The organism is Qipengyuania sp. BR81-2, assembly GCF_055693895.1.
The window spans coordinates 2,595,821-2,621,532 of sequence record NZ_CM146344.1 but is presented as its reverse complement, the minus strand read 5'-3'; the positions used below and the strand labels follow the sequence as shown (position 1 = coordinate 2,621,532).

Genomic DNA, 25,712 nt, shown 5'->3' with positions numbered 1-25,712 from the left:
GCCTCAGTTCGTTTCGCCGAGGAGCTGGCGGCGCACCGCGTCGATCGCAGTCTGGTTGCGCTCGACACCGATGGCTGCGCGCATGGCACGCAGCATCTGCTCGGCATATTCGCCGCTCCAGGCCTGTGCGACCTGTGCCTTTGCCTGATCGATGATCGGGTCGTTCTCTTCGAGCTCGTCGAGCGTGATCGTCTCGAGCGCGACGACGTACCAACCTTGGTCACGGGTGCCTTCGAGCTTTTTTGTCGTGCCCTGGGCCATGCCGAACATCAGTGCGACCGGTGCGGGGACGTTGCGACCCTGTAGACGTGCAAGCTGTTCGCGGCTGTACTCGACGTCGTCGGGAGCACGGATCGCTGCTTCCTCGGCAGCAACTGCTTCGGCAAGCGTGCGACCTTCCTCGACGCGGGCGAGAATGCGGTCGGCAGCAGCTTCGGCCAGTTCGTCACCGCGGGCGCTGCGCCAGATGGCGATCGCTTCGTCGCGGATCTCGGCGAGCGGAGCTGCGGCGGACGGAGTGATGCGCGCGACTTCGTAGAGGAGGAAATTCTCGCCTCCGGGCAGTGCACCGATCTCGGTGTCGCCCTCGTTGATCTGGAAAGCGAAGTTCAGGACAGGTGCCAGCACGTCCGGTGCGCGCTGAGGAGTACCATAGACCTGGCCGGCTGCAGTCAGCGGAGCAGTGGTCTGCAGTTCAAGGTCCAGCTCCTCGGCGATGGCAGTCAGCGATGCACCGTCGGACAGGCGGTCCTCGATGGTCACCGCGAGCTCTGCGATCCCGCGCTGGCGATTGCGTTCGCGCAGCGTAGCAACGATTTCCTCGCGAGCATCCTCGAGGGTACGGGCCGGTGCCTGGGTTACACGGTCGACGCGTGCGAGGTGCCAGCCGAGCGGGCTGCGGGCAGGCTCTGTCAGCGAACCCTGCGCGACAGCGAAGTAGGCATTGACGACAGCGTCGGAACCCGAAGCCTGTTCGCGGACTTCCTCCCGCGTCGCGCCTTCGATTCTCGTGGTACGGAAATTCGCATCGGCCGCTGCCTGGGCAAAGGTTGCGCCAGCGTTGACGCGTGCTGCGATCGCCTCTGCGCCCTGTCGCGTCGAGACGATGAGCTGAGTGAAGCTGCGGCTTTCTTTCGCTTCGAAATCTGCGGCATTGGCGCTGAAATAAGCGGCGATATCTTCTTCTGATGGCTGGATACGATCGCCAAGCGCTTCGCTGCCGAAAGTTGCGTATCGAAGGGTGCGGCGCTCAGGACGCACGAAGCGTTCGCTATTGTCGTTGTAGAAGGCGGTCAGGACTTCGTCGCTGGGATCGCCAGACGGAGCATAGAGGCTCGCAGGGATAGTGGCGATCGCGCCGCTGCGGCGCTCCTTGAAGGTCTGCGCGTAATTCTCGGCCAGCGATTCGGGCAGCTTCGCGCCGTAGATCGCCGGAAGGATGGTCTGGCGGAAATAGAGCGATGTGCGCAGCTGCTGGCGGAGCCCTGCATCGGTCAGCTGGGCTGACTGGAGGAACTGGGCGTAGGCGTTCTGGTCGAACTCGCCGGTCGCCCCGCGCGCGGCCGGGATATTACGGATCTCGTAGTTGACGAGGTTGTTTCCTGCCCGGAAACCGTTGTCTTCGCCCCATGCGGTAATCGCATAGCGATCGATCAGATCGTCGAGGATCCGCTCGAGACCGCCGTTGGCGAGCAGCTCGTTCATTGTGATTTCGGGGTCTTCCTGCCGCGCTTCGCGCAGAGCGTCGTTCGCAGCCTGCTGCAGTTCGGCCGTGCCGATCTTCTCGTCGCCCACGACAGCAACGCTGTCTCCGCCGGCCACGCCGCCGAAGGTGCCGGTGCTGGAGACATCCATGCTGGCAAAGGCAAACGCGATGAGCCCGAGGAACGCCAGGGTGATGGCGAGACCGATCTTGGATTTGAAGAAATTGCGGAAGAAAGTGAGCATGGCTTGCGGTGCGGCCTTTTCAGTGCTTTGGGGCGCACCACATCCAACGCCGGACACGGTGCATTGCCTTTGGTGCAGCGCGCTTTATCCGCCCTGCGACCTCCCCGCAACAGGTCCCGTCCGGTTTTGGTGCAGAAACAAACATCTCTGGCGAAGACACGCGCAGTCCCTATATAGCGCCTCGCCTGAATCAGAACGCAGCAGGATAATTCTATGGCCGAACGGCCCTACATTGTTGGCAATTGGAAAATGAACGGTACGCGCGCCATGCTTTCGGAAGCGCGCGCGATCGATCGTGCGGCGCAGCGCTACATGAAGGCCGAAGTGGCCGTGGCACCGCCGTACACCCTCATTCACGCCGTACATCGCGAAGCCGAACAGATCGGTGTGGGTGCGCAGGATTGCTTCCCGGGCGAAGATGGCGCGCACACTGGCGACATCTCGGCGAACATGCTGGCCGATGCCGGCGCGAAGTTCGTTATCCTCGGTCACAGCGAACGCCGGAACGATCACCGCGAGACGAACAAGCTCATCAATGCCAAGATCGAAAGCGCGCTCGAGGCGGGCCTGCGCATCATCCTGTGCTGCGGTGAAAGCCTTGAGAAGCGCGACGCTGGCGAGGCGGAGGAGTTCGTTCTGAAGCAACTCGCCGCCAGTCTTCCCAAGATCGAGGATGCTGCCGAGCGTCTGACCGTCGCCTATGAACCCATCTGGGCAATCGGCACGGGACGGACCGCGACCATCAAGGACATTGCGGCGATGCACAAGGCGATCCGCGGCCTGCTGGATGAAACCTATGGGGAAGAGACTTCGGCAGAAGTCCGCATCCTCTACGGCGGTTCGGTGAAACCCGAAAATGCTCGTGAAATCCTGTCGACCCCTGAGGTTGGCGGTGCCCTCGTGGGCGGGGCCAGCCTTAGCGCTGAAAGTTTCCTCGGTATCGTCGTTGCGGCTTCGGAAAGCGAAGACGCCTGACGCTTGCCGTTTCACACCCGCGCGCCTAAATGCGCGAGGCACAGATTATTCGATAGAGTTGGTCACCAATGTTCCTCTTCCTTACCGTCGTACAGGCAATCGTCGCAGCAGCACTGATTGCCGTTATCCTGATGCAGCGCAGCGAAGGCGGCGGCCTCGGCATCGGCGGTAGCCCGAGCGGCATGCTCAGCGCACGCGGCGCGGCAGACTTCCTGACCCGTTCTACCAAGTGGCTGGCAGTTATCTTCGTAGTCCTGTCGATCGCTCTGGCAGCGATGGCGGTCAACGAGGATGCCGCGACGGTCGAAACCACGCTGGGCGGCGATGCCGCTCCGGTGGAAGATTTCGATCCGCTTGGCGGGCCGGGCGCTGCTCCCGCAGCACAGCCGGCACCAGCAACTCCGGCAGACGATCCGCTCGCCGAATAAGCCTTCGGGCACCAAAATTCGCATTGCGCTTGTGGATGGCGCGCTTTTAGCGCGCCTTTTCCCTTGCGCCGACTCAACCCCCACGCTTAAGGCCCGACTCCCATGGCGCGGTATATTTTCATCACCGGCGGCGTGGTCTCCTCGCTCGGTAAAGGTCTCATGGCGGCTTCGCTCGCAGCGCTCCTTCAGGCGCGCGGGTACAAGGTCCGCATTCGTAAGTTCGACCCCTATCTGAATGTCGATCCGGGCACGATGTCCCCGTATCAGCATGGTGAGGTCTATGTGACGGATGACGGGGCCGAGACCGATCTCGATCTCGGCCACTACGAACGCTTCACCGGCGTGTCCGCCCATCAGGGCGACAACATCACTTCGGGTCGGGTCTACCAGCAGATCATCGCTAAGGAGCGCCGCGGCGATTATCTCGGCGCGACCGTGCAGGTCGTCCCGCACGTCACCGACGCGATCAAAGAATTCGCGCTCGCAGGCCAGGACGATCACGATTTCATCCTGTGCGAGATCGGCGGTACGGTCGGCGATATCGAAAGCCTACCGTTCATGGAGGCGATCCGCCAGCTCAGGAACGAACTCGAGCCGATGCAGTCGCTCAGCGTCCACGTGACACTGGTGCCCTACATCGCGGCGGCGGGCGAGCTGAAGACCAAGCCGACGCAGCACTCGGTCCGCGAACTCGCAAGCCTCGGCATCAAGCCCGACGTTTTGCTGTGCCGCGCCGAACATCCGATCCCCGATGGCGAGCGCCAGAAGATTGCCAACTTCTGTAACGTGCGCAAGGAAGCGGTCATTCCGGCGCTCGACGCACCTTCGATTTACTCGGTCCCTCTGCAGTACCACGCGGAAGGCCTCGATACCGAGGTGCTGCGCGGATTCGGCATCACCGATGCACCCGAGCCCGACCTGTCGCGCTGGTACGACGTGGTCGACCGCCACTCGAACCCCGAAGGTGAGGTTACGATCGGCGTCGTCGGCAAGTATGTCGGCCTGCAGGATGCCTACAAGTCGTTGAACGAAGCGCTCGTTCACGGCGGCATGGCGCACCGCGTCAAGGTCAACATCAAGTGGATCGATGCGGAGGTGTTCGAGCAGAGCGATGCCGACATCACATCGCAGCTCGAGCCGATGCACGGCATCCTGGTTCCGGGTGGCTTCGGCGAGCGCGGCAGCGAGGGCAAGATTGCCAGCGTACGCTTCGCGCGCGAGCGAAAGGTCCCGTTCCTCGGCATTTGCCTGGGCATGCAGATGGCCTGCATCGAAGGCGCGCGTAACGCCGGCTTCGACAAGGCGAGTTCGACCGAATTCGGCGAAACCAGCGAGCCGGTAGTCGGTATCATTACCGAGTGGATGACCGAAGAGGGCCTGCAGAAGCGGGAAGCTGACGGCGATCTCGGCGGCACGATGCGCCTCGGCGCCTATGACGCGAAGCTTGCGGCCAACAGCCACGTCTCGTCGATCTATGGCGGCGCGACCGAGATATCGGAGCGTCACCGTCATCGTTACGAGGTGAACGACAAGTACATCGACCCGCTCGAAAGGCAGGGGCTGATCTTCTCGGGCATGTCGCCAGACGGCCTGCTTCCTGAAATCGTCGAGCGACCCGACCATCCGTGGTTCGTCGGCGTACAGTTCCACCCCGAACTGAAGTCGAAACCCTTTGATCCGCACCCGCTTTTTGCCGGATTCATCGGTGCGGCGCTCGAACAGGCGCGCCTGGTCTAAAAAAAGTTGCAAAAAATGCAGGCGGGTAAACGCTTGTAATCATTAGACCGGTTGTCGCGGGCTTGTAACCACGCGACAGCGCCCTTTGTCGCGGCCCGGTTCGGTCCCTTTATCTTTTGATATATCTGTTGCAGAACGCTGCCGACTCAGGGGCGCAAATGCCTTTAGTCATTGCAGTTTTCGCTGCGCCAGCCAGCGGTGGGGCTTGTCTCGAACCCGGTTGTCTTCTGCGACCCGGACGACCGAATTCGGGACTTGGCGGCGCTAGACGTCGCGGGGGCGGTCCTCTTACGAGGCCGCCCCCTTTCGATTCCTGTCTAAGCTTGGAATTGAGCCGCTATCAGGCGGCTGCGCTGTCGTCCTTGTCGCCGTCGATCACCTCGAGCGGCTTCTGGTCGCCGATGGAAATCTTCTTCGGCTTCATCGCCTCAGGCACTTCGCGCACGAGGTCGATCACCAGCATGCCGTCCTTGAGGTCGGCGTTTTCGACGCGGACGTAGTCGGCAAGGTCGAAGCGGCGTTCGAAGCCGCGGTTTGCGATGCCGACGTGCAGCATTTCGCCATCGACCTCATCGTCGCGCTTGCGGCCCTGGATCGTGAGCAGGTTCTGCTGGGCGGTGATGTCGAGGTCCTGAGCGCGGAACCCGGCCACTGCCAGGGTGATGCGGTACTGGTCCTCGTCACGGCGTTCGATGTTGAACGGCGGATAGTTGTCGCCGCCGGCATTGCGAGCCTGACGTTCCATCAGGTCGAAAAGGCGGTCGAAACCAACGGTCGAACGGCGATAGGGGGTGGTGTCAAAACGGTTCATCGAAACAAATCCTCCTGTGAGCAATTTGAGTATGTATTGGGAGCCCGTCAGCGGCACTCCCGCATCGCCGCACCATGCAGCGACACAATCAAGATAGGGAAGGGCAAAGGGCTTTCAAGACACCTTGCAACACCCTATTCTCCGGCCAAGCGACCAAGGAATTTACATGAGCCAGCCTCATATCGACATCTACACCAAGTTCGGCTGCGGCTTCTGCTATCGCGCCAAGGCGCTGCTCGACAAGAAGGGCGCGACCTATGCCGAACATGACATCACCATGGGAGGTCCCAAGCGCGACGAAATGCTCGAACGCGCACCGGCAGCACGTACCGTCCCGCAGATTTTCATCGGTGACACCTATGTCGGCGGTTCGGATGAACTGGCTGAGCTGGAACGTGCAGGTAAGCTGGACGCTCTTCTCGAGGGCTGAATGCCGCTTATAGCCGTCCTGCAGATGCAATCGGGCATCGATCCCGAGGTGAATTTCGAAACGATCCGCAATGCTGCGCGCGAAGCCGGTGCAGGTGGGGCGCAGGTTCTGTTCACTCCCGAAATGTCGGTCCTGCTGGACAGGAACCGGAAACGCGCCGCCCCGCTGGTCGAAGCAGCGTCCAGAGAATACCCGGACCGTTTGGCGGCCCTCGCAACCGAGGCGGGGATCGATCTTGCGATCGGCTCCATGGCCGTGGCGCACTCCGGCGGAAAGTGGGTCAACCGCGCCTACTATTTCAAGCAAGGTGTGAGCGATGCCGCCGCGACCTATGACAAGATGCACATGTTCGACGTGGATCTCGAGAGCGGCGAAAGCTGGCGCGAGTCCAACGCCTATGAACCGGGGAACGAGGTCGTGGCGGTCGAGGACACGCCTGTCGGCAGGCTAGGCCTATCGATCTGCTACGACATGCGTTTCCCGGCGCTCTTCGAGAAACTGGGCAACCTTCGCTGCGATACGATTGCCGTTCCCGCGGCCTTTACTGTTCCCACGGGGAAGGCCCACTGGCACGTCCTTCTGAGGGCCCGTGCGATCGAGGCCAGCGCGTTCCTCATCGCAGCCGCGCAAGTCGGCACGCATGAAGACGGCCGTGAGACTTATGGCCACAGCCTGGTGATCGACCCCTGGGGAGAGATCATTCTCGATATGGGCGGCGAGGGACCGGGCCTTGGATTTGCGGACATCGATCTGCCACGCATCGAAGATGTTCGCCAACAGGTTCCAAGCCTTGCGAACCGGCGCGAAATAGCCAAATAGCGCCCGCATGATTGTCTTCGACCTCCACTGCGACAATGGCCACAAGTTCGAGGGCTGGTTCGGCTCGTCTGCCGACTACGAAAGCCAGCGCGAACGGGGGCTTGTGGATTGCCCGCAATGTGGCAGCACGGCTGTCGGCAAGGCGCCTATGGCACCTGCTGTCGGCGCTAAGGGTAATACGGTCGAAGCCCTTCCGGCGGGCAAGGAGGCTCAGCTTTCCAACGCGCCCATGCCGCCCGAGGTCGAGAAAGCGCTGAAGCAGCTCGCCAAGGCACAGGCCAAGGCGCTCGAGAGCAGTACATGGGTCGGCGACAAGTTTGCCGACGAAGCGCGCTCGCAGCACTATGGCGAAAAGGACGAGGCACCGATCCACGGGAAGGCCACCCGCAAGGAGGCTGAGGATCTTGCGAATGAAGGTATCTCGGTCGCGCCGATACTTTTCCCGGTCGCCGAGCCCGACGAACTCAACTGATTGTTTCTTTACGGCGAGCCGCTATACGAACGCCCCGGGGCGCCCGTAGCTCAGTCGGATAGAGCACCAGATTCCTAATCTGGGGGCCACAGGTTCGAATCCTGTCGGGCGCACCATTTCCTTCCTACCTGCCGAGCTTCCGGGCCACGCCACAAAGAAGCGTCAGGACGGCCGACGACAGCGTTAGCATGATGCAGACGCCGGACCAGCCGAAGGCGTCGTAAACTGCTGTGCCCAGCAGGCTGCCAAGCCCGCCGCCAACGAACATGATCACGATGTAAACCGTCGTTAGTCGTGTGCGCAGGTCGGGCTCGAGCGAGAGGAAGGTCATTCGTCCGGTCACGTCGACTGCCGGCCCTACCAGGTTGACGATGACCAGCGGAATGAGAAGCGTCCAGACAGAGCCGCCCAACGGCCACAAGAGCGCAATCCCCACAAGCTGGATGCCTGCAAAGACTACGCGCGCCCTTCGAGGACCCACCATGTCTGACCAATGCCCGAGGCGCGGGGTCGAGAAGATGCTGACTGCCGCGATTGCAGCGAGGTAGCCGACCACGTCGGTGCCGTAATTCAACGGCGGTGCAGTCAGGTAGAGGGCCAGGGCAAGCCACAGGGCAATGAACTGCGCAAAGTTAAGCGCCTGTATTGCGCCCGAGAGCAAGACCTCGCGGTACTGTCCGGCGAGCCGGAAGACCGAGAAAACGAGTGGCCAGTACCTAATACTCCCGGGCGACCGCTCGCCGCTCTCCATCAGGCGGGGAAGGGCAAGTGTGATGGCAACCATGAGGGTTGTCGCGATCCAGTAGACCGTGCGCCATCCGAATTGCTCTGCGATCCATCCGGCGCCTACCCGTGCTAGCAGGATACCGAAGATGACACCGGCAGTGAGGAGCGCAGTGACCTGGCCGAGGCGTTCGGGCGCCACGCGCTTGGAGGCATAGGCGGGCAGAAGGTAAGGGGCGATGGTGCAGAATCCGAGTAGCGTCGATCCGGCAGTGAATGTCACGAAATCCGGCGCGAGGGTCATGAGGGCAAGCGAGGCAGTCTGGCCGATTGCGAAAAGAACCGTCAGGCGGCGGTTCGAATAGCGGTCGCCAAGCGGCAAGAGCAGGAGGATGCCGACCGCGAGCGCCAGCTGGTTGAGAGCCGGGACAAGACCGATCCGCGCCTCGCCCACACCGAAATGCGCGGCGACATCACCGATGATCGGATGAATATAGTAGGCGTTGGCGGTCACGACGGCCGCGGCCACCGCAAGGAGGTATTCCTGCGTGCGGCTCAGCCGCGCGGGTTCCCTCACTTCAGGAGACCGGCCTTGCGGGCCATGTCGATGACGCCTTGCGAGAGCCTCTGGGCCTGGTCTTCCTGGCAGAAGTGTCCGCACGGACTGAGCGTCTCGTGATCGAGCCCCTTGGCGCCAGCAATACGGTCGATGAGGAACTTCTCGCTGCCTTTGGTGATGGGATCCTCGTCACCGAAAAGCGTGAGGAACGGCTTGTCGAAGGCCGCCAGGTTAGGCCAGGCAGCCTTGTTGTCCTCCACCCCGGGCATCCCGTTTTCGACTGGGACAAGCGCGGGGAAAGCGCGCGCAGCAGCCTTGGAAGGTTCGTCAGGGAAGGGCGCATCGTAGGCAGCGATCTCGGCTTCGGTGAGCGGTGTTTGTGTCGCACGATCAAGTAGCGGCCCGATCTTGAAGTCGGGCGAAGAGCGGGCGAATTCGCGCCATGCAAGGAATGCGGGGGAGGGGGTTCCACCTGCAGGCAGGAACGTGTTGCTGGCTACCACGCAAGCGAAGAGATCGGGATCGTGCGCCACCATGCGCAGGCCGAGAAGGCCGCCCCAGTCCTGGCAGAACAGCGCAGCAGGACGGGATTCGACCTTGGCGCGCCATTGCTTGAGCCAGCTGACGTGGCGTTCGTAGGTGAAGAAATCGATGTCGTCCGGCTTGTCGCTCTTGCCGAAACCGATGAGGTCGGGTGCGAGCACGCGGAATCCGGCATCGACGAGGATGGGGATCATCTTGCGATAGAGAAAAGACCAGCTCGGCTCGCCGTGGAACAGCAGCACGGGCGGGGCGTCCTTGTCACCTTCGTCGACGTAGTGTTGGTTGGCGGTCAGGCCATCACCCAGATCGATCTCGATCCAGTTTTCCGCGAAGGGATAATCCGGGATATCGGCAAAACGTTCTGCCGGTGTGCGAAGGATCTGCATGCCTTAATCTCCCCGATTGCGTGGGAGCGGCAAGGGGCGACCCAATGCCGTACTCCCGTTTCTCTTTGCAACCTTTAGGGCGTCGGCTTGCTGCTGTCACCCAGCTTGCTGACGGGGACCGTTTCCTTGAAGGTATGAGTGACATAGGGAAAGGGGATCTCGATCCCTGCTTCGTCGAGCGCCGCCTTGATGCCGCGGACGACCTTGTCCTTGCTCTCCCAGCCCGAACGCGGAGTGGAGCCGGCCCACCAGCGCACCAGAAAATCGACCGAACTCGAGTTGAATTCCTGCGCGAAGATGTCGATGCCCTTGCTGGCGAGTACGTCGTCTATGCCTTCCACAGCGCGGCGGATGACGGTGGCGGCATGGTCGAGATTGGTGTCGTAGGATACCCCGACAACGACTTCGTGGCGGCGCTGGTCCCCGTCAGTGAAGATCTCGACAGGATTCTTGAACAGGATCGAATTGGGAACGACCGTGAGTTCGCCCGATAGCTTGCGAACATGGGTTTCGCGAAGGGTTATGTGCTCGACCTTGCCGGTGATCCCCTCGCACTCGATGATGTCGCCGATGCGCATCTTCTCGCGCAGCATGATCAGGATGCCGGCGAAGAAGTTCTCGAAGATGTCCTGAAAGGCAAAGCCGATCGCGACAGCGCCGATGCCGAGCCCTGCCAGCAGGCTGGCGGGTGTCAGGTCCGGCATCACCACGACTGCCGCAATAAACAGGCCGATGATCCAGATTGTCAGCCTTACGGCAGTGTCGACAAGATTCTTCAGGCTGGCACGGATTTCGGTGCGCCCGACGATCATGTCCGAGATCTTCACCGCGAAACGCGCGACAACCCAAGTGATGATGACGATGAAGAGCGCGATGGCCAGGCTGGGAAGGCTTTCGACGAAACCTTCGGCCATTCCCTGTAGCTGCGCGCGCAGCGTTTCGATGTAATTCACACAAAGCTCCCTTTGCGGGGCAACGGTGTGCACCGCAACGGGTTCCGAAATCGCGGAAAATCGCGCTTAGCGGCGATTAACCGTGTCCGTGCTCCTTGCGCGCGATCTCGTGCAGCCAGTCGGCGTGGCGAGGAGCCTTCTTTGTCTGGCTCCATTCGTCGAGCATCAGCGGCGCAACGCGCTTGAGCTCGGCATACTGTTCTTCGGTGCCGATGTCGGCCGCGAGTTCGACGCGGTGCCCATTCGGATCGAAGAAGTAAATCGACTTGAAGATGCCGTGGTGCGTCGGCCCGAGGACATCGATGCCAAGGCCCTCGATGTGTTCCTTGGCCGCGAGCAGTTCTTCCTCGCTGCCTACGCGGAAGGCGAGGTGCTGGACCCAGGCCGGTGTATTCTCGTCGCGGCCCATATCCTTCTGGTTAGGTAGCTCGAAGAACGCGAGGATGTTGCCGTTACCCGCATCGAGGAAGACGTGCATGTAGGGATCGTAGGCGCCGGTCGACGGAACATGGTCCTCCGCAAATGCGGTGGTGTAATCCATGCCGAGGACCTTGCCGTACCACTCAACGGTCTCTTTCGCGTCCTTACAGCGGTAGGCAGCGTGGTGGACGCCGCCCAGTTTCACGGGGTGTTCGGCAACGTCGCTCATTCGGCAGGCTCCGTCTCGCTCACTTCGAGCACGCCGCGCTTGATCTGGTCGCGTTCCATGCTCTCGAATAGCGCCTTGAAGTTGCCTTCGCCGAAGCCTTCATCGCCCTTACGCTGGATGAATTCGAAGAACACCGGTCCGACCTGCGCTTCTGCGAAGATCTGCAGGAGAAGGCGCGGCTGACCGCCTTCGGTCGTGCCGTCGAGGAGGATGCCGCGCATCTGGAGCTCGCCCACCGGCTCGCCGTGACCCGGGAGACGTTCGTCGAGCATTTCGTAATAGGTCTCGGGCGGGGCGGTCATGAATGGTACGCCCAGCTCCTTGAGATTGTCCCAGCACTGGACGAGATCGTCGCAGATGAGGGCGATGTGCTGGATGCCTTCGCCGTTGAATTCGCGCAGGAACTCTTCGATCTGACCCTTGCCGCCTTCGCCTTCTTCATTGAGCGGAATGCGGATCTTACCGTCGGGTGCGGTGAGCGCCTTGGAAGTGAGCCCGGTATACTCGCCCTTGATGTCGAAGAAGCGAATTTCGCGGAAGTTGAAGAGCGATTCGTAGTAGTCCGCCCAGTACTTCATGCGGCCGTTGTAGACGTTGTGCGTGAGATGATCGATGACGTTGAAGCCAGCGCCCTTCGGCCACTTTTCGACGCCCTTGAGATATTCGAAGTCGATGTCGTAGATCGACAGGCCTTCACCATCTTCGTCTGCATATCGATCGATCAGGTAAACGATCGCGCCGCCGATGCCGCGGATGGCGGGGATGCGCAGTTCCATCGGGCCGGTTTCGACAGCGACGGGTTCAGCGCCACGCTCGAGCAGCTCTTCATAAGCTTTCTTCGCGTCACGGACGCGGAAGCCCATGCCGCACGCCGAGGGGCCATGTTCGCGAGCAAAGTACCATGCTGCGCTGCGCGGTTCGTAGTTAAGGATGAGGTTGATGCTGCCCTGGCGCCACAGGTCGACGTCCTTCGAGCGGTGCGTAGCGACCTGCGTGAAGCCCATCGCCTTGAAAACGGGTTCGATCACGCCCTTTTCGGGGGCGCAGAATTCGACGAATTCGAAGCCGTCGAGGCCGATGGGATTTTCGAAAAGGTCGGGCATGGAAATCCTCTGTCCACTAGATAGTTTCAATGGAAACCAAATAGGCGTGGAGTGCCTGTCTGTCAACAAACCAACATAGTGAACGCGCTGGGGGTTCCGCTTTTGTCCTTGCACCCGAAGGTTAACTGTGATTCTGTGCGTTTCATGAGGCGGCAGGGCAGACTCGATCTCGGACGTAAACGGAAGACGACGCAGAATGCGGCGCTTGCCGTCCTGCTCGTGCTCGGCGGCCTCGGGATTGCCGGTCCCTCGGGTCTTCTCGCATGGAGTGAGAACCTGCGTCTTCTCGACCAGCGTGAAGCCCAGCTCGAAGCGCTCCAGAAAGAACGGGCGGCGCTCGAAAACAAGGTCCAGCTGCTGCATCCGGATCACGCCGACCCCGATATGGTCGGTGAATTGCTGCGAAGCCAGCTCAATGTCGTCCATCCTGACGAAGTCGTGATCAAGCTCGACGACTGAAGCTCTCCGGTCAGCCGGAACCCCTCATTTCCGTAAGGTTTTCGTATGCAGACGCTGCGCCCCGTTGCGCTGCCCACGAGGCTGTGCCTATAGGCGCGGGCAGAGAGAATTCCCCGACAGGAAAAGGGACAAGCATTTTGGCCAAGGCCCCCAAGAACAAGACCCCCAGAAGCCCCGCGGAAAACCCGGACTTCGCGCTCCACTCGCTCCAGGAAGAGTTCGAGAAGAACAAGCGCTTCGATGCGTCGAAGGAGCAGATGCAGGACTTTTACGAGCAGATGCTGCTCATCCGTCGTTTCGAAGAGCGCGCCGGCCAGCTTTACGGCCTCGGCCTCATCGGGGGCTTTTGCCACCTTTACATCGGACAGGAAGCGGTCGCAGTCGGCCTGCAGTCCGCGCTGACGGAAAAGCTCGACAGCGTGATCACCGGTTATCGCGACCACGGGCACATGCTCGCCTACGGTATCGATCCCAAGGTCATCATGGCCGAGCTCACGGGCCGCGAAGCCGGCATCTCGAAGGGCAAGGGCGGGTCGATGCACATGTTCTCGACCGAGCATAAGTTCTACGGCGGCCACGGCATCGTCGGCGCGCAGGTCGCGCTTGGCGGCGGTTTGGCACTCGCCCACCAGTACAACGAAGACGGCGGCCTGTGTCTTGCCTATTTTGGTGACGGTGCAGCCAACCAGGGCCAGGTCTACGAGACCTTCAACATGGCCTCTCTCTGGAAGCTCCCGATCGTCTTCGTGATCGAGAACAACCAGTATGCCATGGGCACGGCGGTCAGCCGTTCCTCGGCGGAGACCGAGTTCTACCGCCGCGGCACCGCGTTCCGCATCCCGGGTATGAAGGTCAACGGCATGGACGTGCTCGAAGTGCGCCAGGCTGCCGAAATCGCCTTCAAGCACGTCCGCGAGGGCAGGGGCCCCGTTCTCATGGAATGCGAAACCTATCGTTATCGCGGACACTCGATGTCGGACCCGGCGAAGTACCGCACCCGCGAGGAAGTACAGGACATGCGCGAGCATCGCGATCCGATCGAAGGCCTGAAGAAGACCCTGATCGAACAGGGCAGCAGCGAGGACGATTTGAAAGCCATCGACAAGGACATCCGCAAGGTGGTGAGCGAGGCGGCAGACTTCGCCGAAAACTCGCCCGAGCCGGATCCGAGCGAACTCTACACCGATGTCCTGGTGGAGGAGTACTAAGCCATGGCTATCGAACTCAAGATGCCCGCGCTGTCGCCCACCATGGAGGAGGGCACGCTTGCCAAGTGGCTCAAGCAGGAAGGTGACGAGATCGTCGCTGGTGACATCATTGCCGAGATCGAGACCGACAAGGCGACGATGGAATTCGAAGCTGTCGACGAAGGCACGCTCGGAAAGATTCTGGTGGCCGAAGGCACCGAAAACGTGAAGGTCGGTACGGTCATCGCGATGCTGGCGGGCGAGGGCGAGGATGTCTCCGGCGCCGCCGAAGCCGCTCCGGTCGAGGATGTGCCGGGCGAGGGCAAGGACGTGGGCCGTCCCGAAAGCTCGGGCGAGGGCAGCGAAGCGGAAATCGCCAAGCCGGCCAAGAAAACGGGCGTGAAGGATCCGGAGATCCCGCACGGCACCAACATGCAGACCATTACCGTGCGCGAAGCACTTCGCGACGGCATGGCCGAGGAAATGCGCCGCGACGAGCGCGTCTTCGTGATGGGCGAGGAAGTGGCCCAGTACCAGGGCGCCTACAAGGTCACCCAGGGCCTGCTCGACGAATTCGGTCCCAAGCGCGTGATCGATACGCCGATCACCGAATACGGCTTTGCCGGCATCGGCACGGGTGCCGCGATGGGCGGCCTTCGCCCGATCGTCGAGTTCATGACCTTCAACTTCGCCATGCAGGCGATCGACCACATCATCAACTCGGCAGCGAAGACGAACTACATGTCGGGCGGCCAGATGCGTTGCCCGGTCGTGTTCCGCGGTCCCAATGCAGCTGCAAGCCGTGTCGGCGCGCAGCACAGCCAGAACTTTGGTCCCTGGTACGCCAGCGTCCCCGGTCTGATCGTGATCGCGCCTTATGACGCCTCGGATGCCAAGGGCCTGATGAAAGCGGCGATCCGCTGCGAGGACCCTGTCGTCTTCCTCGAGAACGAGCTCGTCTACGGCCGCAGCTTCGAACTGCCTGAGCTCGACGACCACGTGCTCCCGATCGGTAAGGCCCGCATCATGCGCGAAGGTTCGGACGTTACGATCGTCGCCTATTCGATCGCAGTCGGCCTAGCGCTCGAAGCAGCCGAGGAGCTAGCGGCTGAGGGAATCTATGCCGAAGTGATCGACCTGCGCACGCTGCGCCCGCTCGACAAGGAAGCGGTGCTCGAAAGCCTCAAGAAGACCAATCGCATGGTCATCGCCGAAGAGGGCTGGCCGACCTGCTCGATCGCATCGGAAATCGTCGCGATCTGTATGGAGGAAGGCTTCGACCACCTCGATGCGCCGGTAACGCGCGTTTGCGACGAGGACGTGCCGCTGCCTTATGCGGCGAACCTAGAAAAGCTTGCGCTGATCGACACTCCGAAAATCGTGAAGGCCGTCAAGAGCGTCTGTTACCGCGACTAAACGAGAGAAAGCCGGGCCCGTGCTCACGGACCCGGCTCTCTAATCTAGATGCTTGACCGGGAAACCGGTCTATTCCAGCGTCAATTAGTTGGTGTGGCCGTAACAGTTGCCCGCTTCGGCGCAATCGCCTTCGACGGGATCGGTTGTTTCGCCATCACCACCGCCGCCATCGATGCCACCTTCACCAAATCCGGTCCCATCGTCTACTGTTCCGTCGAGTTCCGACCCGTCTTCACTGGTGTCGACCTCATCGATCAGGAAGATGGGGCGTGTGAATGAAACGTCGAACTTGTCGACCCCAAGGAACGAAACGACGGAAATGACCTCGTAGGTCGTGGTCAACGTGAGTTCGGTCGCACCTTCAATCCGCTGTGGCGTAGCGGTTTCGACGTCGATCGTGAACTTGGTTGGGTCCAACCCATGGCTCCCGGCACGTGCCTTGCCATCATCCTCTATCTGCGTATGCGTGAGTTCGTTGCTGATCTGGTATTCTACCAGCGTATATCGCGATGTCTCGGCCGACAGATTGCGCAGCGAATTGTACGTCATCATGCTCATGCCGGCCTGGAGCACACCGAGGAAACTTCCGAAAATTACTGGAAGCAGAAGGGCGAATTCGACGACCGTTGCGCCGCTCTCGTCGTTGCGAAGGCGTTTCATCATAGCCGTTATCCCACTTGAACCATGCGGACGAAATTGAACCGGAGCGGTTTGGCTCCGGAGATGGTGGACCAAGCCGAGGTGTAGTCCTCGACGATCTCGATACGGATAAAGCGCGCATAGGGACCGGTACCGCAAAGATCCGAATCCGCGACGTAATCGGCGTCCGTGCCGCAACGATAGCTTTCCGTGATGGAGACATGATCCGTATCCAGACCGGTCGAGGTTTGCAGAACCTCTTTCACTGCCTGTCGGGCAGCTGCGTCGGTCGGCGCTGCGGCAAGCGCAATTTGGGAGGCTTCCGCCATGGCATTCTGCAGCTCGACCTGGCGCGCGAGCATTGTGCCGTAATCGATCCCGCCAAGTGCCATGAGAAGCAGGACGGGTACCACGATTGCGGTTTCGATAACGACTGCGCCGTCTTCTTCCTTACGGAAGCGGTTCTTAATCGCCCTGATCATGCCACTAGCCTCACAGAAATGGTGGTGCCGCCGATTTCGAAAGAGGTGACATTCGTCGGCAGGCACAGGCTCTGGATCGTATTGTTGCCGGTCAACTCGATCGTGCCGGCAGCAAGCATCATACAGGTGCCTCCGACGGTCGAGTTGCCGTTGAACTGGGCATGCCGGTTTGGCATGTAGAGAATGCCGTCGAATATCACGTCGGCTCCGCCGTTGATCGCGATGTCCGCGGTGGATTGCGGATCGTATACGATCATGCCGTTCAGAATTTCGGCATCTTCCTCAGACACGGAATACTCGTTCACGAGCTGGTCGTAGGTAATGCCGGTAAAGTTGACGACCGACTGGGAATTCAGCTTCATTCGCTCGGTGCCTTCGCCCGTAAAGACGAACAGCACGTTGTTGCCCTGCACTATGTGGTTCTGACCGAAATCGAGAACCCCGGTGATGACATAGACGCCCGGGTTGAAGGTCGTGTTACAACCGATCGTGATGTCCCCATAGGTACCCGGGAGCAAGCCATTTGCTGTGCCAGAAGTCGCAGTGGAGGCCCCGCTGTCGGGAACCACGTTCGAATAGAGCTTGGTTACGACCTCTTGGCGATACTCGTAGATATTTGTGTTCTTCTTGGCGGTAGAGGGCCAGTTCTGGCCGGTGTAGACTTCACCTGTATCACTTACCGTCTCGTTGAAGCCCTCGGCCGGAGTAAAGCCGAGATCCTGGGCCAAGGCATTGACGGTCGTATCCGAATTGGTGTTCGCCCCGGCACCCGTATAGGTGACGACGGTTTTCGCGCTGCTTAGGTTTTTACCCTGATAATAGGTGTAGGTAATCACCGTACGCGTTGCGACATCAGCAGTGGAGTCGCCGGCCACAATCGGCGTCGTCGTGGTCGTCGGACAAGAATATGTGCGCGCATAGGGCGAATCCGGCGGCGTTACTCCATCGAAAGGATCGCTCAGGTTGCTGATGAACTCGTGGATCGTGCCGTTTACGGCCAGGTCCTCATCGATACCACCTGCGGCAATGAGGTCGGCCACGTCGATCAGCGTCGAACCGTTCTTGCGGATTGCAGACGCGGAGTTGGACAGTGCCCCCACACCGCATGTCACGTCACCGGTAAGCGAACCCCCGATGACGAAGGCATCGTCCGCGTCCGGATCGAGAGCGAGTAGGCAAGTGGTATAGTTGGTCGCCGCCTGATAGCTGGCCTGCGCCCTGACATTCACAGTCGCTTGGTTCTTCCAGAAAATCGAAGTGAAAGGCAGTGCCTTCGTGTAGGTAGCCGTAGCGACAACGGTATTGCCGGTCCCGCCATTCCAGTCTTCATATCCGACGGTCGGATCGGCAACCTTGCCCTTAAGGTAAGAAAGGTTCGAATTGAACTCGAGCTTCGAGAGCGCGACGTAGTTGTCTCTTTGCTCCGGTTCGGCACTGGCCCAGGCACCGGCAAGTGCAGCCTGGTCTGTCGCGAATTGCAGTTCGCGCTTCCACACGTACCACTGCGCCACGTCGATCGCCATTCCCGAGCTGCCGATGAGAATCGGCATTCCCAAAGCAACCAGCAGCATCGCGTTGCCGCTGGTATCGGCTTTGAGTCGGCGCATCAGGTTGTTTAGTCGCTTAAGTGCCATAGTGCCCCCGAGCAGGATTCATTGCAGCTTCCGCAATTAAGGCGGAAATCCTGCGGCAACATGGAGGGGAAGAGTTAACTTCCGGTTTCCTTGGAGAATTAACAGGCGTGCGGCTTGACAGGACAGGGTGCCTGATCGGATGCGAGAAAGCATGGATAACACCGCCAACGAGCAATTGGGCGATTGGGAGAGTTTGGTGGTGGGCAACGCCCGCCCCGGATTGCGCGATCAGCTGCGCGACCTGCTGCTTCTTGACCGGCTGCTTGCCCGCATAGTCCTGACTGCGAACGAACCGGCGCTGGCGCAGATACGGCTCGCATGGTGGCGTGAAGAGCTGACCCGTGAGCGGGAAGGTTTGGGGGCACCGCCCGATCCGCTGCTTGCGTCTTTGCTATTGAGCTGGCCGTCAGACCGTAAGGTCCTGGCATCTTTGACGGACGGTTGGGAAACGCTGCTCCCCGAGCACGACGATAGCGCCCTTGAAGCGGGTGGTCTTGCCATGGCGAGAGGTAAGGCCTTCGAAGCCTTGGCGACCATGAGTGGCTGCGCCGATGCTGCTTCGGATGCAGCCCGTCACGGCAATGTCTGGGCCCATGCCGAGTTAGTACTCATTGCTGGAGACGAGGACGGCGGGTTGATGAAGGAAGGTTTGCGTGTCGCCGCGGAGTTGCCTCGTCTGCCGCGAGGTCTACGTCCGCTGGCCATGATCGGCGGCTTGTCACGCCGCTCTCTCCAGCGTGGCGGCAAGCCGCTTTTCGGTGACCGCCTCAGTCCCTTTGCTGCACTAAGGCTTGGAATTTTCGGCACTTAGGCCTAGGCAGGCCTCCTGCAAGAGGGGAGCTTGCCGATGAGCCGCATAGTCCTTGGGTGCATCCTGACACTGATTGCCGCTGGTATCGGCCTGTTCTGGTGGCAGGGCCCGGCGGAGGTCGAGGCTGCTGCCCCTCCGCCATCGCTGATTTCGCTGGCAGGCGAAGCACCTGATCCCGAAAGCCTCCCGACAGTCGATCCCGGTGACCTCGAAGGTCCGGCGCCGCCCGAGGCGAGCGAGCTGACCAAGGAGCAGCGCCGCTTCTTCCGCTACGACCGAAACCGTGACTGGCGGATCACACGCAGCGAGATGCTGTCGACGCGAAGCGATGCCTTCCGCAAGCTCGACAAGGACGGCAACAATCTCCTCACCTTCGAGGAGTGGGCCGTTACTACCGTCGAGAAATTCGAAGGGGCGGATGCCAATGGCGACCGGGAACTGTCGCCCGGTGAATTCGCAACCACGAAGCCCAAGCCGACAAGGACACGACGCTGCAACTGCTGATCAGGCAGGTACGGCCACGAGCGTATCGAGCCATTCTGCGAATTCCTGCTTTGCGCGCGAGGTATAGGCTTCCTTGCGCTGCTTCTTCTTCACATCGTGAAGCGGCGGGAAAAGGCCGAAATTGACGTTCATGGGCTGGAATGTGTCAGCTTCCGCATCGCCCGTGATGTGCGAGAGCAGCGCGCCGAACGCGGTGGTGCGCGGCGGCGGCGTCCAGTCGTGCCCTGCCAGCTCGCTCGCCGCCATCATGCCTGCCATCAGGCCGACGGCGGAACTCTCGACATAGCCCTCGCAGCCGGTGATCTGGCCGGCGAAACGGATGTGCTCGCCACCACGAAGGCGCAGCTGGCGGTCTAGCACCAGCGGCGAGTTGATGAAGGTGTTGCGGTGGAGCCCGCCGAGACGCGCGAACTCGGCGTTCTCGAGACCCGGGATTGTGCGGAAAAGCTCGACCTGCGCGCCATACTTCAGCTTCGTTTGGAAGCCGACCATGTTCCACAGAGTGCCCAGCTTGTTGTCCTGCCTCAGCTGGACGACCGCGTAGGGCCAGCGGCCCTGCGGGTGCTCTTCGGTCGTGTCGTAGGGGTTGTCGAGGCCGACGCCTTTCATCGGGCCATAACGCAAGGTCTCAATGCCGCGCGAAGCCATCACCTCGATCGGCATGCAGCCATCGAAATACGGCGTGTCGGCTTCCCACTCGCGGAACTCGGTCTTCTCGCCGTCCATTAGGCCCTGGTGGAAGGCGAGATACTGCTCCTTTGTCATCGGGCAGTTGATGTAATCGCCATCTTCGTTCGAGGCCTCGGTCCGCTTGTTCCAACGGCTCTGGATCCAGCATTTCGACATATCGATGCTGTCGCGGTGCACGATCGGCGCGATTGCGTCGAAGAATGCAAGTCGATCCTGGCCGGTCGCGCTGACAATGCTCTCTGCAAGCGCCTGTGCTGTCAGCGGACCAGTGGCGACGATGGCCGGACCGTCCGAGGGAAGGGCATCGACCCGCTCGCGCACGACAGTGACATTCGGATGTTCCTCTAGGGTCCGCTGGACCTCAGCCGAGAATACGTCGCGATCCACCGCCATCGCGGAACCGGCCGGAACACGCGCTTTCTCTCCGGCGCGCATCACAATGCTGTCGAGGCGACGCATTTCGTGGTGAAGGAGACCGACGGCGTTCTTGTCGCTGTCATCGGAACGGAAGCTGTTCGAGCAGACGAGCTCCGCCAAGCCCTCGGTCTGGTGGGCAGGGGTCATCTCACCGCTGCCACGCATTTCCGAGAGGCGCACCTTGAACCCTCGCCGCGCAAGTTGCCACGCTGCCTCGCTTCCGGCGAGGCCGCCGCCGATGATCTGGATGTCGTGTGTCATTGCGAGGGCCATCTAGTCGTGTGCGTGGCGGCTTGCAACGCTGCGGCAATTGCGCGATGCGCATCGGCTTATCGAGGGGAACAAACGAAATGCCCAAGCGCGCTCTGGTCGAGCATCGGCCATACCTTGTCCTGAGCCTCCTTTTCGCGATCACCTATTTCTTCGTGATGGACGGAAAGGTGGGCGGCAGCTGGCTCGCTTTGTGGAAGGGGGCAGGCGTCGGTTTCCTTGCCGTCTATGCCGCACACAGGGGTGTCGGCCGCGATGGCGCGCTGATTGCTGTCGTCATGGCGCTGGGTGCGTTGGCCGACGTGGTTCTGGAGTTCAGCTTCATCATAGGTGGGGCGATTTTCGCGATGGGGCATCTGGTTGCGATCTGGCTTTACATGTCGAACCGCAGGCCGAGCACCAACGGTAGCCAGAAAATGGCCGGCGTTGCGCTCCTGTTCGGAACGCCGATCCTCGCAGCGCTGCTGATCTATCCGCTCGAGAACTGGGCCCTTGTGGCGCTCTATGCGCTCGTGGTCGGAGCGATGGGCGGGGCAGCCTGGACCAGCAGTTTTCCGCGATACCGGGTTGGTGTCGGCGCAGTTCTTTTCGTGGTGAGCGACCTCATTATCTTTGCCCGCGAGTCAGGTCAGCTTCCGGGCGAGATCGCCGAGTGGCTGGTTTGGCCGCTCTATTATGCGGGCCAGTTCCTGATCGCGACGGGGGTCGTCCAGACCGTGCTCGAGCGAAGCGGAAAGACGGCGCGCTAACCTTTCCACGCTGCGATTGTCGTGCGGTGCAGTTCCCGGCGATGGCCTTCATATCCGCCGGTCGCCTTGTGCAGGACCGAGCGGTTATCCCACATCACGAGCATGTCGTTTTCCCAGCGGTGGCGATAGGTGAACTCCTCGCGCCCCTGCCATGCGGCCAGGTCGGTAAGGAGTGCGAAAGCTTCCTGGGCTTCCATCCCCTCGATACCGATGATGTAGCCAAGCGTTGAGTAGAGGCATTCCTCGCCCGATTCCGGGTGCTGCTGGACCAGTGGGTGGGTCCGTGTTTCGCGAGCGCTTTCGTCCGGACGGATCGCCATCGAACGACCCTTGTCGCGCTCACCGTAGGTTCCTTCGGGGGCGTAAGCGAGCTGGGCGCTATGGATCGCGGTGAGCGTACGGAGGTAATCTCTGCGCTCTTCCGGAAGCGCGGCAAAAGCAGCGGCCTGATCCGCGAACAGGGTGTCGCCACCGGTAAGAGGTATATCGACCGCCATCAGGCAGGTGCCTGCAGGGGGATGCTCGAGAAAGCTCCAGTCACTGTGCCAGTTCTCGGCGAAGAGCGGCGACGTCTCATCGGCTTCCCTCAGGATTGCCGCGATATGCTTGCGTCCTTCGATGGGCGCGAAGAACGGATCATCTCCGAAACCTCCCATGGCCAGCGTGAATGACTCGAGGGCATCGTCGTCTACTGTCTGACCAGGGAAGGCGAGCACCTTGTGCTTGAGCCATATCTCACGAATTTCGGCAGCAAGGCCCTCGGAAACCGGCTCCGAGAGGTCGAGCCCGGTCACGCGCGCGCCGCACGCCTGACTGCTGGGCTCGACCTTCAAGGTCATCCGCCCGGCTCGCCGTCGATATTCTTGTCCGAGTGTGCCGTCGTATGGGGCGTCGTCTGTTCCAGCCCGCCGCGTGCGGCGATTTCGTCCTGGACCATTTCTTCGGCCTCGTTCTCGGGTTCCTCGGTCTCGTCGATCAAGGCAGCGCCAACGATCTGCTCGCCCTTGGCCACGTTGAAGATCCGGACACCGGAGGAGCCGCGACCGGAAATCGAGAAGCCCTCGTGGTTTTCGAAGCCGCCTTCGACCATGTGGCGGAAATGGATCGGAAGGCGGATCAGCTTGGCCTGGTCGGTTACCAGCATGAGCTGGGAACCGTGCTTGACCGGGAAGCTGGCCACCACCGGTCCATTGCGTTCCGGGTTGCTCGACGGCTCGCCGATATTGGTAAGGCCCATCCCACCGCGGCCGATGGTACGATACTCATAGGCCGACGAAATCTTGCCGTAGCCATTGGCGGTCAGCGTAAGGATGAACTCCTCGCCTTCGGCCATTTCCTCGACCTTTTCTGCGTCGAGCAGGGCTTCGTTCTCGTTGTTCTTCCATACGGCAGCCCGCAGGTACGCATCGCGCACTTCCGTATCGCGTTCGCCAGCGTCGAGAACAGCCATCGAAACGACCTTCTGGCCGTCCTTGAGCTTCATGCCGCGCACGCCGATACCGGTACGGCTCTTGGTCTCGCGCGCATCAGTAGCGGAGAAGCGGATCGCTTTGCCGGAGTCCGACGCGAGGAAGATTTCCTGCTGTTCGTTCAGCAATTCGACGCCAATCAGGCGGTCGCCGCTGCCTTCGACGAAGCCCATCGCGTATTTGCCGTTCGACGGGACATTGGTGAAGGCATCCATCGAATTGCGGCGAACCATGCCCTGCTCGGTGGCGAAGACGATGTTGAGGTTTGCCCACTCCGCCTCGTCCTCAGGCAGGGCAAGCACGTTGGTGACCCGCTCATCATCGCCAAGCGGCAGGAGGTTGACCATCGGCCGGCCCTTGGTCTGCGGGCCGCCTTCGGGCAGCTTCCAGACCTTCATGCGATAAACTCGTCCGGTATTCGTGAAGAACAACACAGGGTTGTGCGTCGAAGTTACGAACATCTCGACGACAGCATCTTCGTCCTTCGTCGCCATTCCGGAGCGGCCCTTGCCCCCACGCGCCTGCGCACGGAAGGCATCGAGCGGGGTGCGCTTGATATAACCGCCGTGGGTGACGGTGACGACCATCTCCTCGCGTTCGATAAGGTCTTCGTCCTCGATACCGTCCCACGCGGGAGCGATTTCGGAGACGCGCGGCGTGGCATAGGCGGCTTTGATCTCTTCGAGTTCACCGCGCATCACGCCGTAGAGCTTCACGCGGTCGGCAAGGATCGAGAGATATTCCTCGATCGACAGCGAGAGTTCCTTGAGCTCGTCGCCGATCTCGTCGCGGCCGAGCGCGGTCAGGCGGTGCAGGCGCAGGTCGAGAATCGCTTTCACCTGCCGCTCGGACAGGCGATAGGTGCCGCCTTCCTGTTCCGCGTTGGGTTCGATCGCCTCGACCAGCGCGATATACTTCGCGATGTCGCCGATCGGCCACTCCTTGGCGAGCAGGCGGGCGCGTGCCTCTGCCGGGGTCGGCGCGCCGCGGATCATCGCCACGACCTCGTCGAGGTTCGAGACTGCGACCACGAGACCGAGCAAGATGTGCGCGCGGTCACGGGCCTTATTCAGCTCGAACTTTGTCCTGCGAGTGATCACTTCCTCGCGGAAGGAGATGAACGCCTGTATGAATTCGCGTAGTGTCAGAACTTCCGGACGGCCGCCGCTGATTGCCAGCATGTTGGCCGGGAAGCTCGCCTGTGCGGGCGTGTAACGCCAAATCTGGTTGAGCACGACTTCGGGCGAGGCATCGCGCTTCAGGTCCACGACCACGCGCACACCCTGACGGGAGGATTCGTCGCGGATGTCTGAAATGCCCTCGATCCGCTTGTCCTTCGCGGCCTCGGCTATCTTCTCTACGAGACCGCTCTTGCCGACCTGGAAGGGGATCGAAGTGAGGACGATCGACTTCCGGTCGCCGCGCTTTTCTTCGATTTCGTGGCGCGCACGCTGCAGGATCGAACCGCGTCCAGTGGTGTAGGCCGCACGGGCGCCCGACTTGCCGAGGATCAGCGGCGCGGTCGGGAAATCCGGTCCCGGAATAATCTCGAATAGCTCTTCGCTCGTGATCGCGGGATTGTCCATGTAGGCGAAACAGCCGTCGATCACCTCGCCGAGGTTATGCGGCGGGATGTTCGTCGCCATGCCGACTGCGATACCGCCTGCACCGTTGACGAGCAGGTTGGGGAAGCGGGCAGGGAGGACGGTCGGTTCGCGGCGCGAGCCGTCATAGTTGTCGGCGAAATCGACCGTGTCCTTGTCGAGATCGTCGAGCAGCGAATTTGCCACGCGGGCAAGACGCGCCTCGGTGTAACGCATCGAGGCGGGCGGATCGGGGTCCATCGAGCCGAAGTTACCCTGGCCGTCGATCAGCGGGACGCGGAGGGACCAGTCCTGCGTCATTCGGGCCAGCGCGTCATAGATCGCAGCGTCGCCGTGCGGGTGGTAGTTACCCATCACGTCGCCGACGATCTTGGCGCTCTTGCGGAACGGGCGTCCGGCTACGAAACCGCCTTCGTTACTGGCGAAAAGGATGCGACGGTGAACAGGCTTCAGGCCGTCGCGCACATCGGGCAGCGCACGGCTCACGATCACGCTCATCGCGTAATCGAGATAGCTCGTCTTCATCTCGTCGACGATGTCGATACGGGTATATTCGTCGCCGCCGGGGGCAGGGGGATCGATCAGGTCGGTTTCGTCAGCCAAAACTCGGTATTTCCGTCTGTTGATACAGGTCAGTTATGATTGCAGATCAATGTAGGGTATGCAGGCCAGTGGCGCCACTGCGTTCGGGGTCAGCGGTAGCCAAACCGGGAGGTTTTCCACATATGGCTGCGCCCAAATGCGTCACTTTGGCTGAACGCGAGGACGCGGCGTTATTCAATCGCCATTCAGCGGCTTTTCGCTACAAAAATTTGCAATGGGGACGCAGAAACGGCATTGGCGCCG

At 61.2% G+C, this 25,712-nt stretch carries 25 protein-coding genes and 1 tRNA gene; 13 read left to right on the top strand and 13 right to left on the bottom strand.

Going from position 1 to position 25,712, the window contains the following annotated elements:
* Window positions 1-3: 3 nt before the first annotated feature.
* A complete protein-coding gene (locus ACZ1G8_RS13255) occupies window positions 4-1,947 on the bottom strand; it encodes a peptidylprolyl isomerase (RefSeq protein WP_472679797.1) in 1,944 nt (647 codons plus the stop codon).
* A gap of 213 nt (window positions 1,948-2,160) precedes the next feature.
* Here ACZ1G8_RS13255 and tpiA point away from each other — a divergent pair, with 213 nt between their 5' ends.
* The 3 genes from tpiA to ACZ1G8_RS13240 all read left to right on the top strand — a co-directional run bounded on the left by tpiA (window position 2,161) and on the right by ACZ1G8_RS13240 (window position 5,087).
* A complete protein-coding gene (gene tpiA, locus ACZ1G8_RS13250) occupies window positions 2,161-2,922 on the top strand; it encodes a triose-phosphate isomerase (protein WP_472679796.1) in 762 nt (253 codons plus the stop codon).
* 68 nt (window positions 2,923-2,990) lie between these two features.
* Window positions 2,991-3,350, top strand: coding sequence for a preprotein translocase subunit SecG (gene secG / locus ACZ1G8_RS13245; protein WP_472679795.1), 360 nt, complete (start codon window positions 2,991-2,993; stop codon window positions 3,348-3,350).
* A gap of 102 nt (window positions 3,351-3,452) precedes the next feature.
* Entirely contained in the window at window positions 3,453-5,087 is a 1,635-nt protein-coding gene (locus ACZ1G8_RS13240; RefSeq protein ID WP_472679794.1) for a CTP synthase, read from the top strand.
* Window positions 5,088-5,427: 340 nt separating this feature from the next.
* Here the strand turns inward: ACZ1G8_RS13240 and ACZ1G8_RS13235 are convergent, their stop codons facing one another.
* Window positions 5,428-5,898 carry an Hsp20 family protein gene (locus tag ACZ1G8_RS13235; protein ID WP_472679793.1) on the bottom strand — a complete coding sequence of 157 codons (471 nt, stop codon included), beginning with the start codon at window positions 5,896-5,898 and terminating at the stop codon, window positions 5,428-5,430.
* A 166-nt stretch (window positions 5,899-6,064) separates the two neighbouring features.
* On the opposite strand from ACZ1G8_RS13235, the gene grxC reads away from it, so the two are divergent.
* The 4 genes from grxC (at window position 6,065) to ACZ1G8_RS13215 (ending at window position 7,735) form a co-directional block, all read left to right on the top strand.
* Window positions 6,065-6,328 (top strand): glutaredoxin 3, encoded by a 264-nt coding sequence (gene grxC / locus ACZ1G8_RS13230; RefSeq protein ID WP_222442416.1) that lies wholly within the window; start codon window positions 6,065-6,067, stop codon window positions 6,326-6,328.
* Window positions 6,329-7,147: a carbon-nitrogen hydrolase family protein gene (locus tag ACZ1G8_RS13225; protein WP_472679792.1), complete on the top strand. Its 819-nt coding sequence runs from the start codon at window positions 6,329-6,331 to the stop codon at window positions 7,145-7,147.
* 7 nt (window positions 7,148-7,154) lie between these two features.
* Window positions 7,155-7,619 (top strand): DUF1178 family protein, encoded by a 465-nt coding sequence (locus ACZ1G8_RS13220; RefSeq protein ID WP_472679791.1) that lies wholly within the window; start codon window positions 7,155-7,157, stop codon window positions 7,617-7,619.
* Window positions 7,620-7,658: 39 nt separating this feature from the next.
* Window positions 7,659-7,735: transfer RNA gene (locus ACZ1G8_RS13215), tRNA-Arg, on the top strand.
* A gap of 8 nt (window positions 7,736-7,743) precedes the next feature.
* On the opposite strand, the gene ACZ1G8_RS13210 is transcribed toward ACZ1G8_RS13215, so the two are convergent.
* From ACZ1G8_RS13210 to hppD, 5 genes are all read right to left on the bottom strand, one after another.
* Window positions 7,744-8,919, bottom strand: a complete 1,176-nt coding sequence (locus tag ACZ1G8_RS13210) for an MFS transporter (RefSeq protein ID WP_472679790.1) — start codon at window positions 8,917-8,919, stop codon at window positions 7,744-7,746.
* Window positions 8,916-9,830, bottom strand: coding sequence for a haloalkane dehalogenase (locus ACZ1G8_RS13205; RefSeq protein WP_472679789.1), 915 nt, complete (start codon window positions 9,828-9,830; stop codon window positions 8,916-8,918). Before ACZ1G8_RS13205 ends, ACZ1G8_RS13210 begins: the two co-directional genes overlap by 4 nt.
* Before the next feature lie 74 nt (window positions 9,831-9,904).
* Window positions 9,905-10,783: a mechanosensitive ion channel family protein gene (locus ACZ1G8_RS13200; RefSeq protein WP_472679788.1), complete on the bottom strand. Its 879-nt coding sequence runs from the start codon at window positions 10,781-10,783 to the stop codon at window positions 9,905-9,907.
* Window positions 10,784-10,859: 76 nt separating this feature from the next.
* Complete coding sequence (locus ACZ1G8_RS13195) at window positions 10,860-11,432, bottom strand: VOC family protein (protein ID WP_472679787.1); 573 nt, start codon at window positions 11,430-11,432, stop codon at window positions 10,860-10,862.
* Window positions 11,429-12,535: a 4-hydroxyphenylpyruvate dioxygenase gene (gene hppD / locus ACZ1G8_RS13190; protein ID WP_472679786.1), complete on the bottom strand. Its 1,107-nt coding sequence runs from the start codon at window positions 12,533-12,535 to the stop codon at window positions 11,429-11,431. The genes ACZ1G8_RS13195 and hppD overlap by 4 nt, the downstream gene beginning before the upstream one ends.
* A gap of 144 nt (window positions 12,536-12,679) precedes the next feature.
* Here hppD and ACZ1G8_RS13185 point away from each other — a divergent pair, with 144 nt between their 5' ends.
* The 3 genes from ACZ1G8_RS13185 to ACZ1G8_RS13175 all read left to right on the top strand — a co-directional run bounded on the left by ACZ1G8_RS13185 (window position 12,680) and on the right by ACZ1G8_RS13175 (window position 15,597).
* Complete coding sequence (locus ACZ1G8_RS13185; RefSeq protein ID WP_221428412.1) at window positions 12,680-12,994, top strand: FtsB family cell division protein; 315 nt, start codon at window positions 12,680-12,682, stop codon at window positions 12,992-12,994.
* A 137-nt stretch (window positions 12,995-13,131) separates the two neighbouring features.
* Entirely contained in the window at window positions 13,132-14,202 is a 1,071-nt protein-coding gene (gene pdhA / locus ACZ1G8_RS13180) for a pyruvate dehydrogenase (acetyl-transferring) E1 component subunit alpha (RefSeq protein WP_222442408.1), read from the top strand.
* A gap of 3 nt (window positions 14,203-14,205) precedes the next feature.
* Window positions 14,206-15,597, top strand: coding sequence for a pyruvate dehydrogenase complex E1 component subunit beta (locus tag ACZ1G8_RS13175; RefSeq protein WP_472679785.1), 1,392 nt, complete (start codon window positions 14,206-14,208; stop codon window positions 15,595-15,597).
* A gap of 84 nt (window positions 15,598-15,681) precedes the next feature.
* Here the strand turns inward: ACZ1G8_RS13175 and ACZ1G8_RS13170 are convergent, their stop codons facing one another.
* From ACZ1G8_RS13170 to ACZ1G8_RS13160, 3 genes are read right to left on the bottom strand one after another with little or no spacing between them, the layout of a single operon-like run.
* Entirely contained in the window at window positions 15,682-16,260 is a 579-nt protein-coding gene (locus tag ACZ1G8_RS13170; RefSeq protein WP_472679784.1) for a TadE/TadG family type IV pilus assembly protein, read from the bottom strand.
* Window positions 16,261-16,265: 5 nt separating this feature from the next.
* Window positions 16,266-16,718: a TadE/TadG family type IV pilus assembly protein gene (locus tag ACZ1G8_RS13165; RefSeq protein WP_472679783.1), complete on the bottom strand. Its 453-nt coding sequence runs from the start codon at window positions 16,716-16,718 to the stop codon at window positions 16,266-16,268.
* Window positions 16,715-18,352 (bottom strand): TadE/TadG family type IV pilus assembly protein, encoded by a 1,638-nt coding sequence (locus ACZ1G8_RS13160; protein ID WP_472679782.1) that lies wholly within the window; start codon window positions 18,350-18,352, stop codon window positions 16,715-16,717. The genes ACZ1G8_RS13165 and ACZ1G8_RS13160 overlap by 4 nt, the downstream gene beginning before the upstream one ends.
* Before the next feature lie 151 nt (window positions 18,353-18,503).
* Between ACZ1G8_RS13160 and ACZ1G8_RS13155 the strand changes: the two genes are divergently transcribed.
* Window positions 18,504-19,163, top strand: a complete 660-nt coding sequence (locus ACZ1G8_RS13155) for a hypothetical protein (protein WP_472679781.1) — start codon at window positions 18,504-18,506, stop codon at window positions 19,161-19,163.
* Window positions 19,164-19,199: 36 nt separating this feature from the next.
* Complete coding sequence (locus ACZ1G8_RS13150; protein WP_244920671.1) at window positions 19,200-19,667, top strand: EF-hand domain-containing protein; 468 nt, start codon at window positions 19,200-19,202, stop codon at window positions 19,665-19,667.
* On the opposite strand, the gene trmFO is transcribed toward ACZ1G8_RS13150, so the two are convergent.
* A complete protein-coding gene (gene trmFO, locus ACZ1G8_RS13145) occupies window positions 19,668-21,035 on the bottom strand; it encodes a methylenetetrahydrofolate--tRNA-(uracil(54)-C(5))-methyltransferase (FADH(2)-oxidizing) TrmFO (RefSeq protein WP_472681260.1) in 1,368 nt (455 codons plus the stop codon).
* Between the two features lie 89 nt (window positions 21,036-21,124).
* Between trmFO and ACZ1G8_RS13140 the strand changes: the two genes are divergently transcribed.
* The gene (locus ACZ1G8_RS13140; RefSeq protein WP_472679780.1) at window positions 21,125-21,793 is read left to right on the top strand and encodes a lysoplasmalogenase family protein; all 669 of its coding nucleotides are present in this window, start codon (window positions 21,125-21,127) and stop codon (window positions 21,791-21,793) included.
* Here the strand turns inward: ACZ1G8_RS13140 and ACZ1G8_RS13135 are convergent.
* Window positions 21,790-22,632, bottom strand: coding sequence for a TauD/TfdA dioxygenase family protein (locus ACZ1G8_RS13135; RefSeq protein ID WP_472679779.1), 843 nt, complete (start codon window positions 22,630-22,632; stop codon window positions 21,790-21,792). The two genes, ACZ1G8_RS13140 and ACZ1G8_RS13135, sit on opposite strands and share 4 nt — an antisense overlap.
* Window positions 22,629-25,469: a DNA gyrase subunit A gene (gyrA, locus tag ACZ1G8_RS13130; RefSeq protein WP_472679778.1), complete on the bottom strand. Its 2,841-nt coding sequence runs from the start codon at window positions 25,467-25,469 to the stop codon at window positions 22,629-22,631. The genes ACZ1G8_RS13135 and gyrA overlap by 4 nt, the downstream gene beginning before the upstream one ends.
* Window positions 25,470-25,712: the final 243 nt, after the last annotated feature.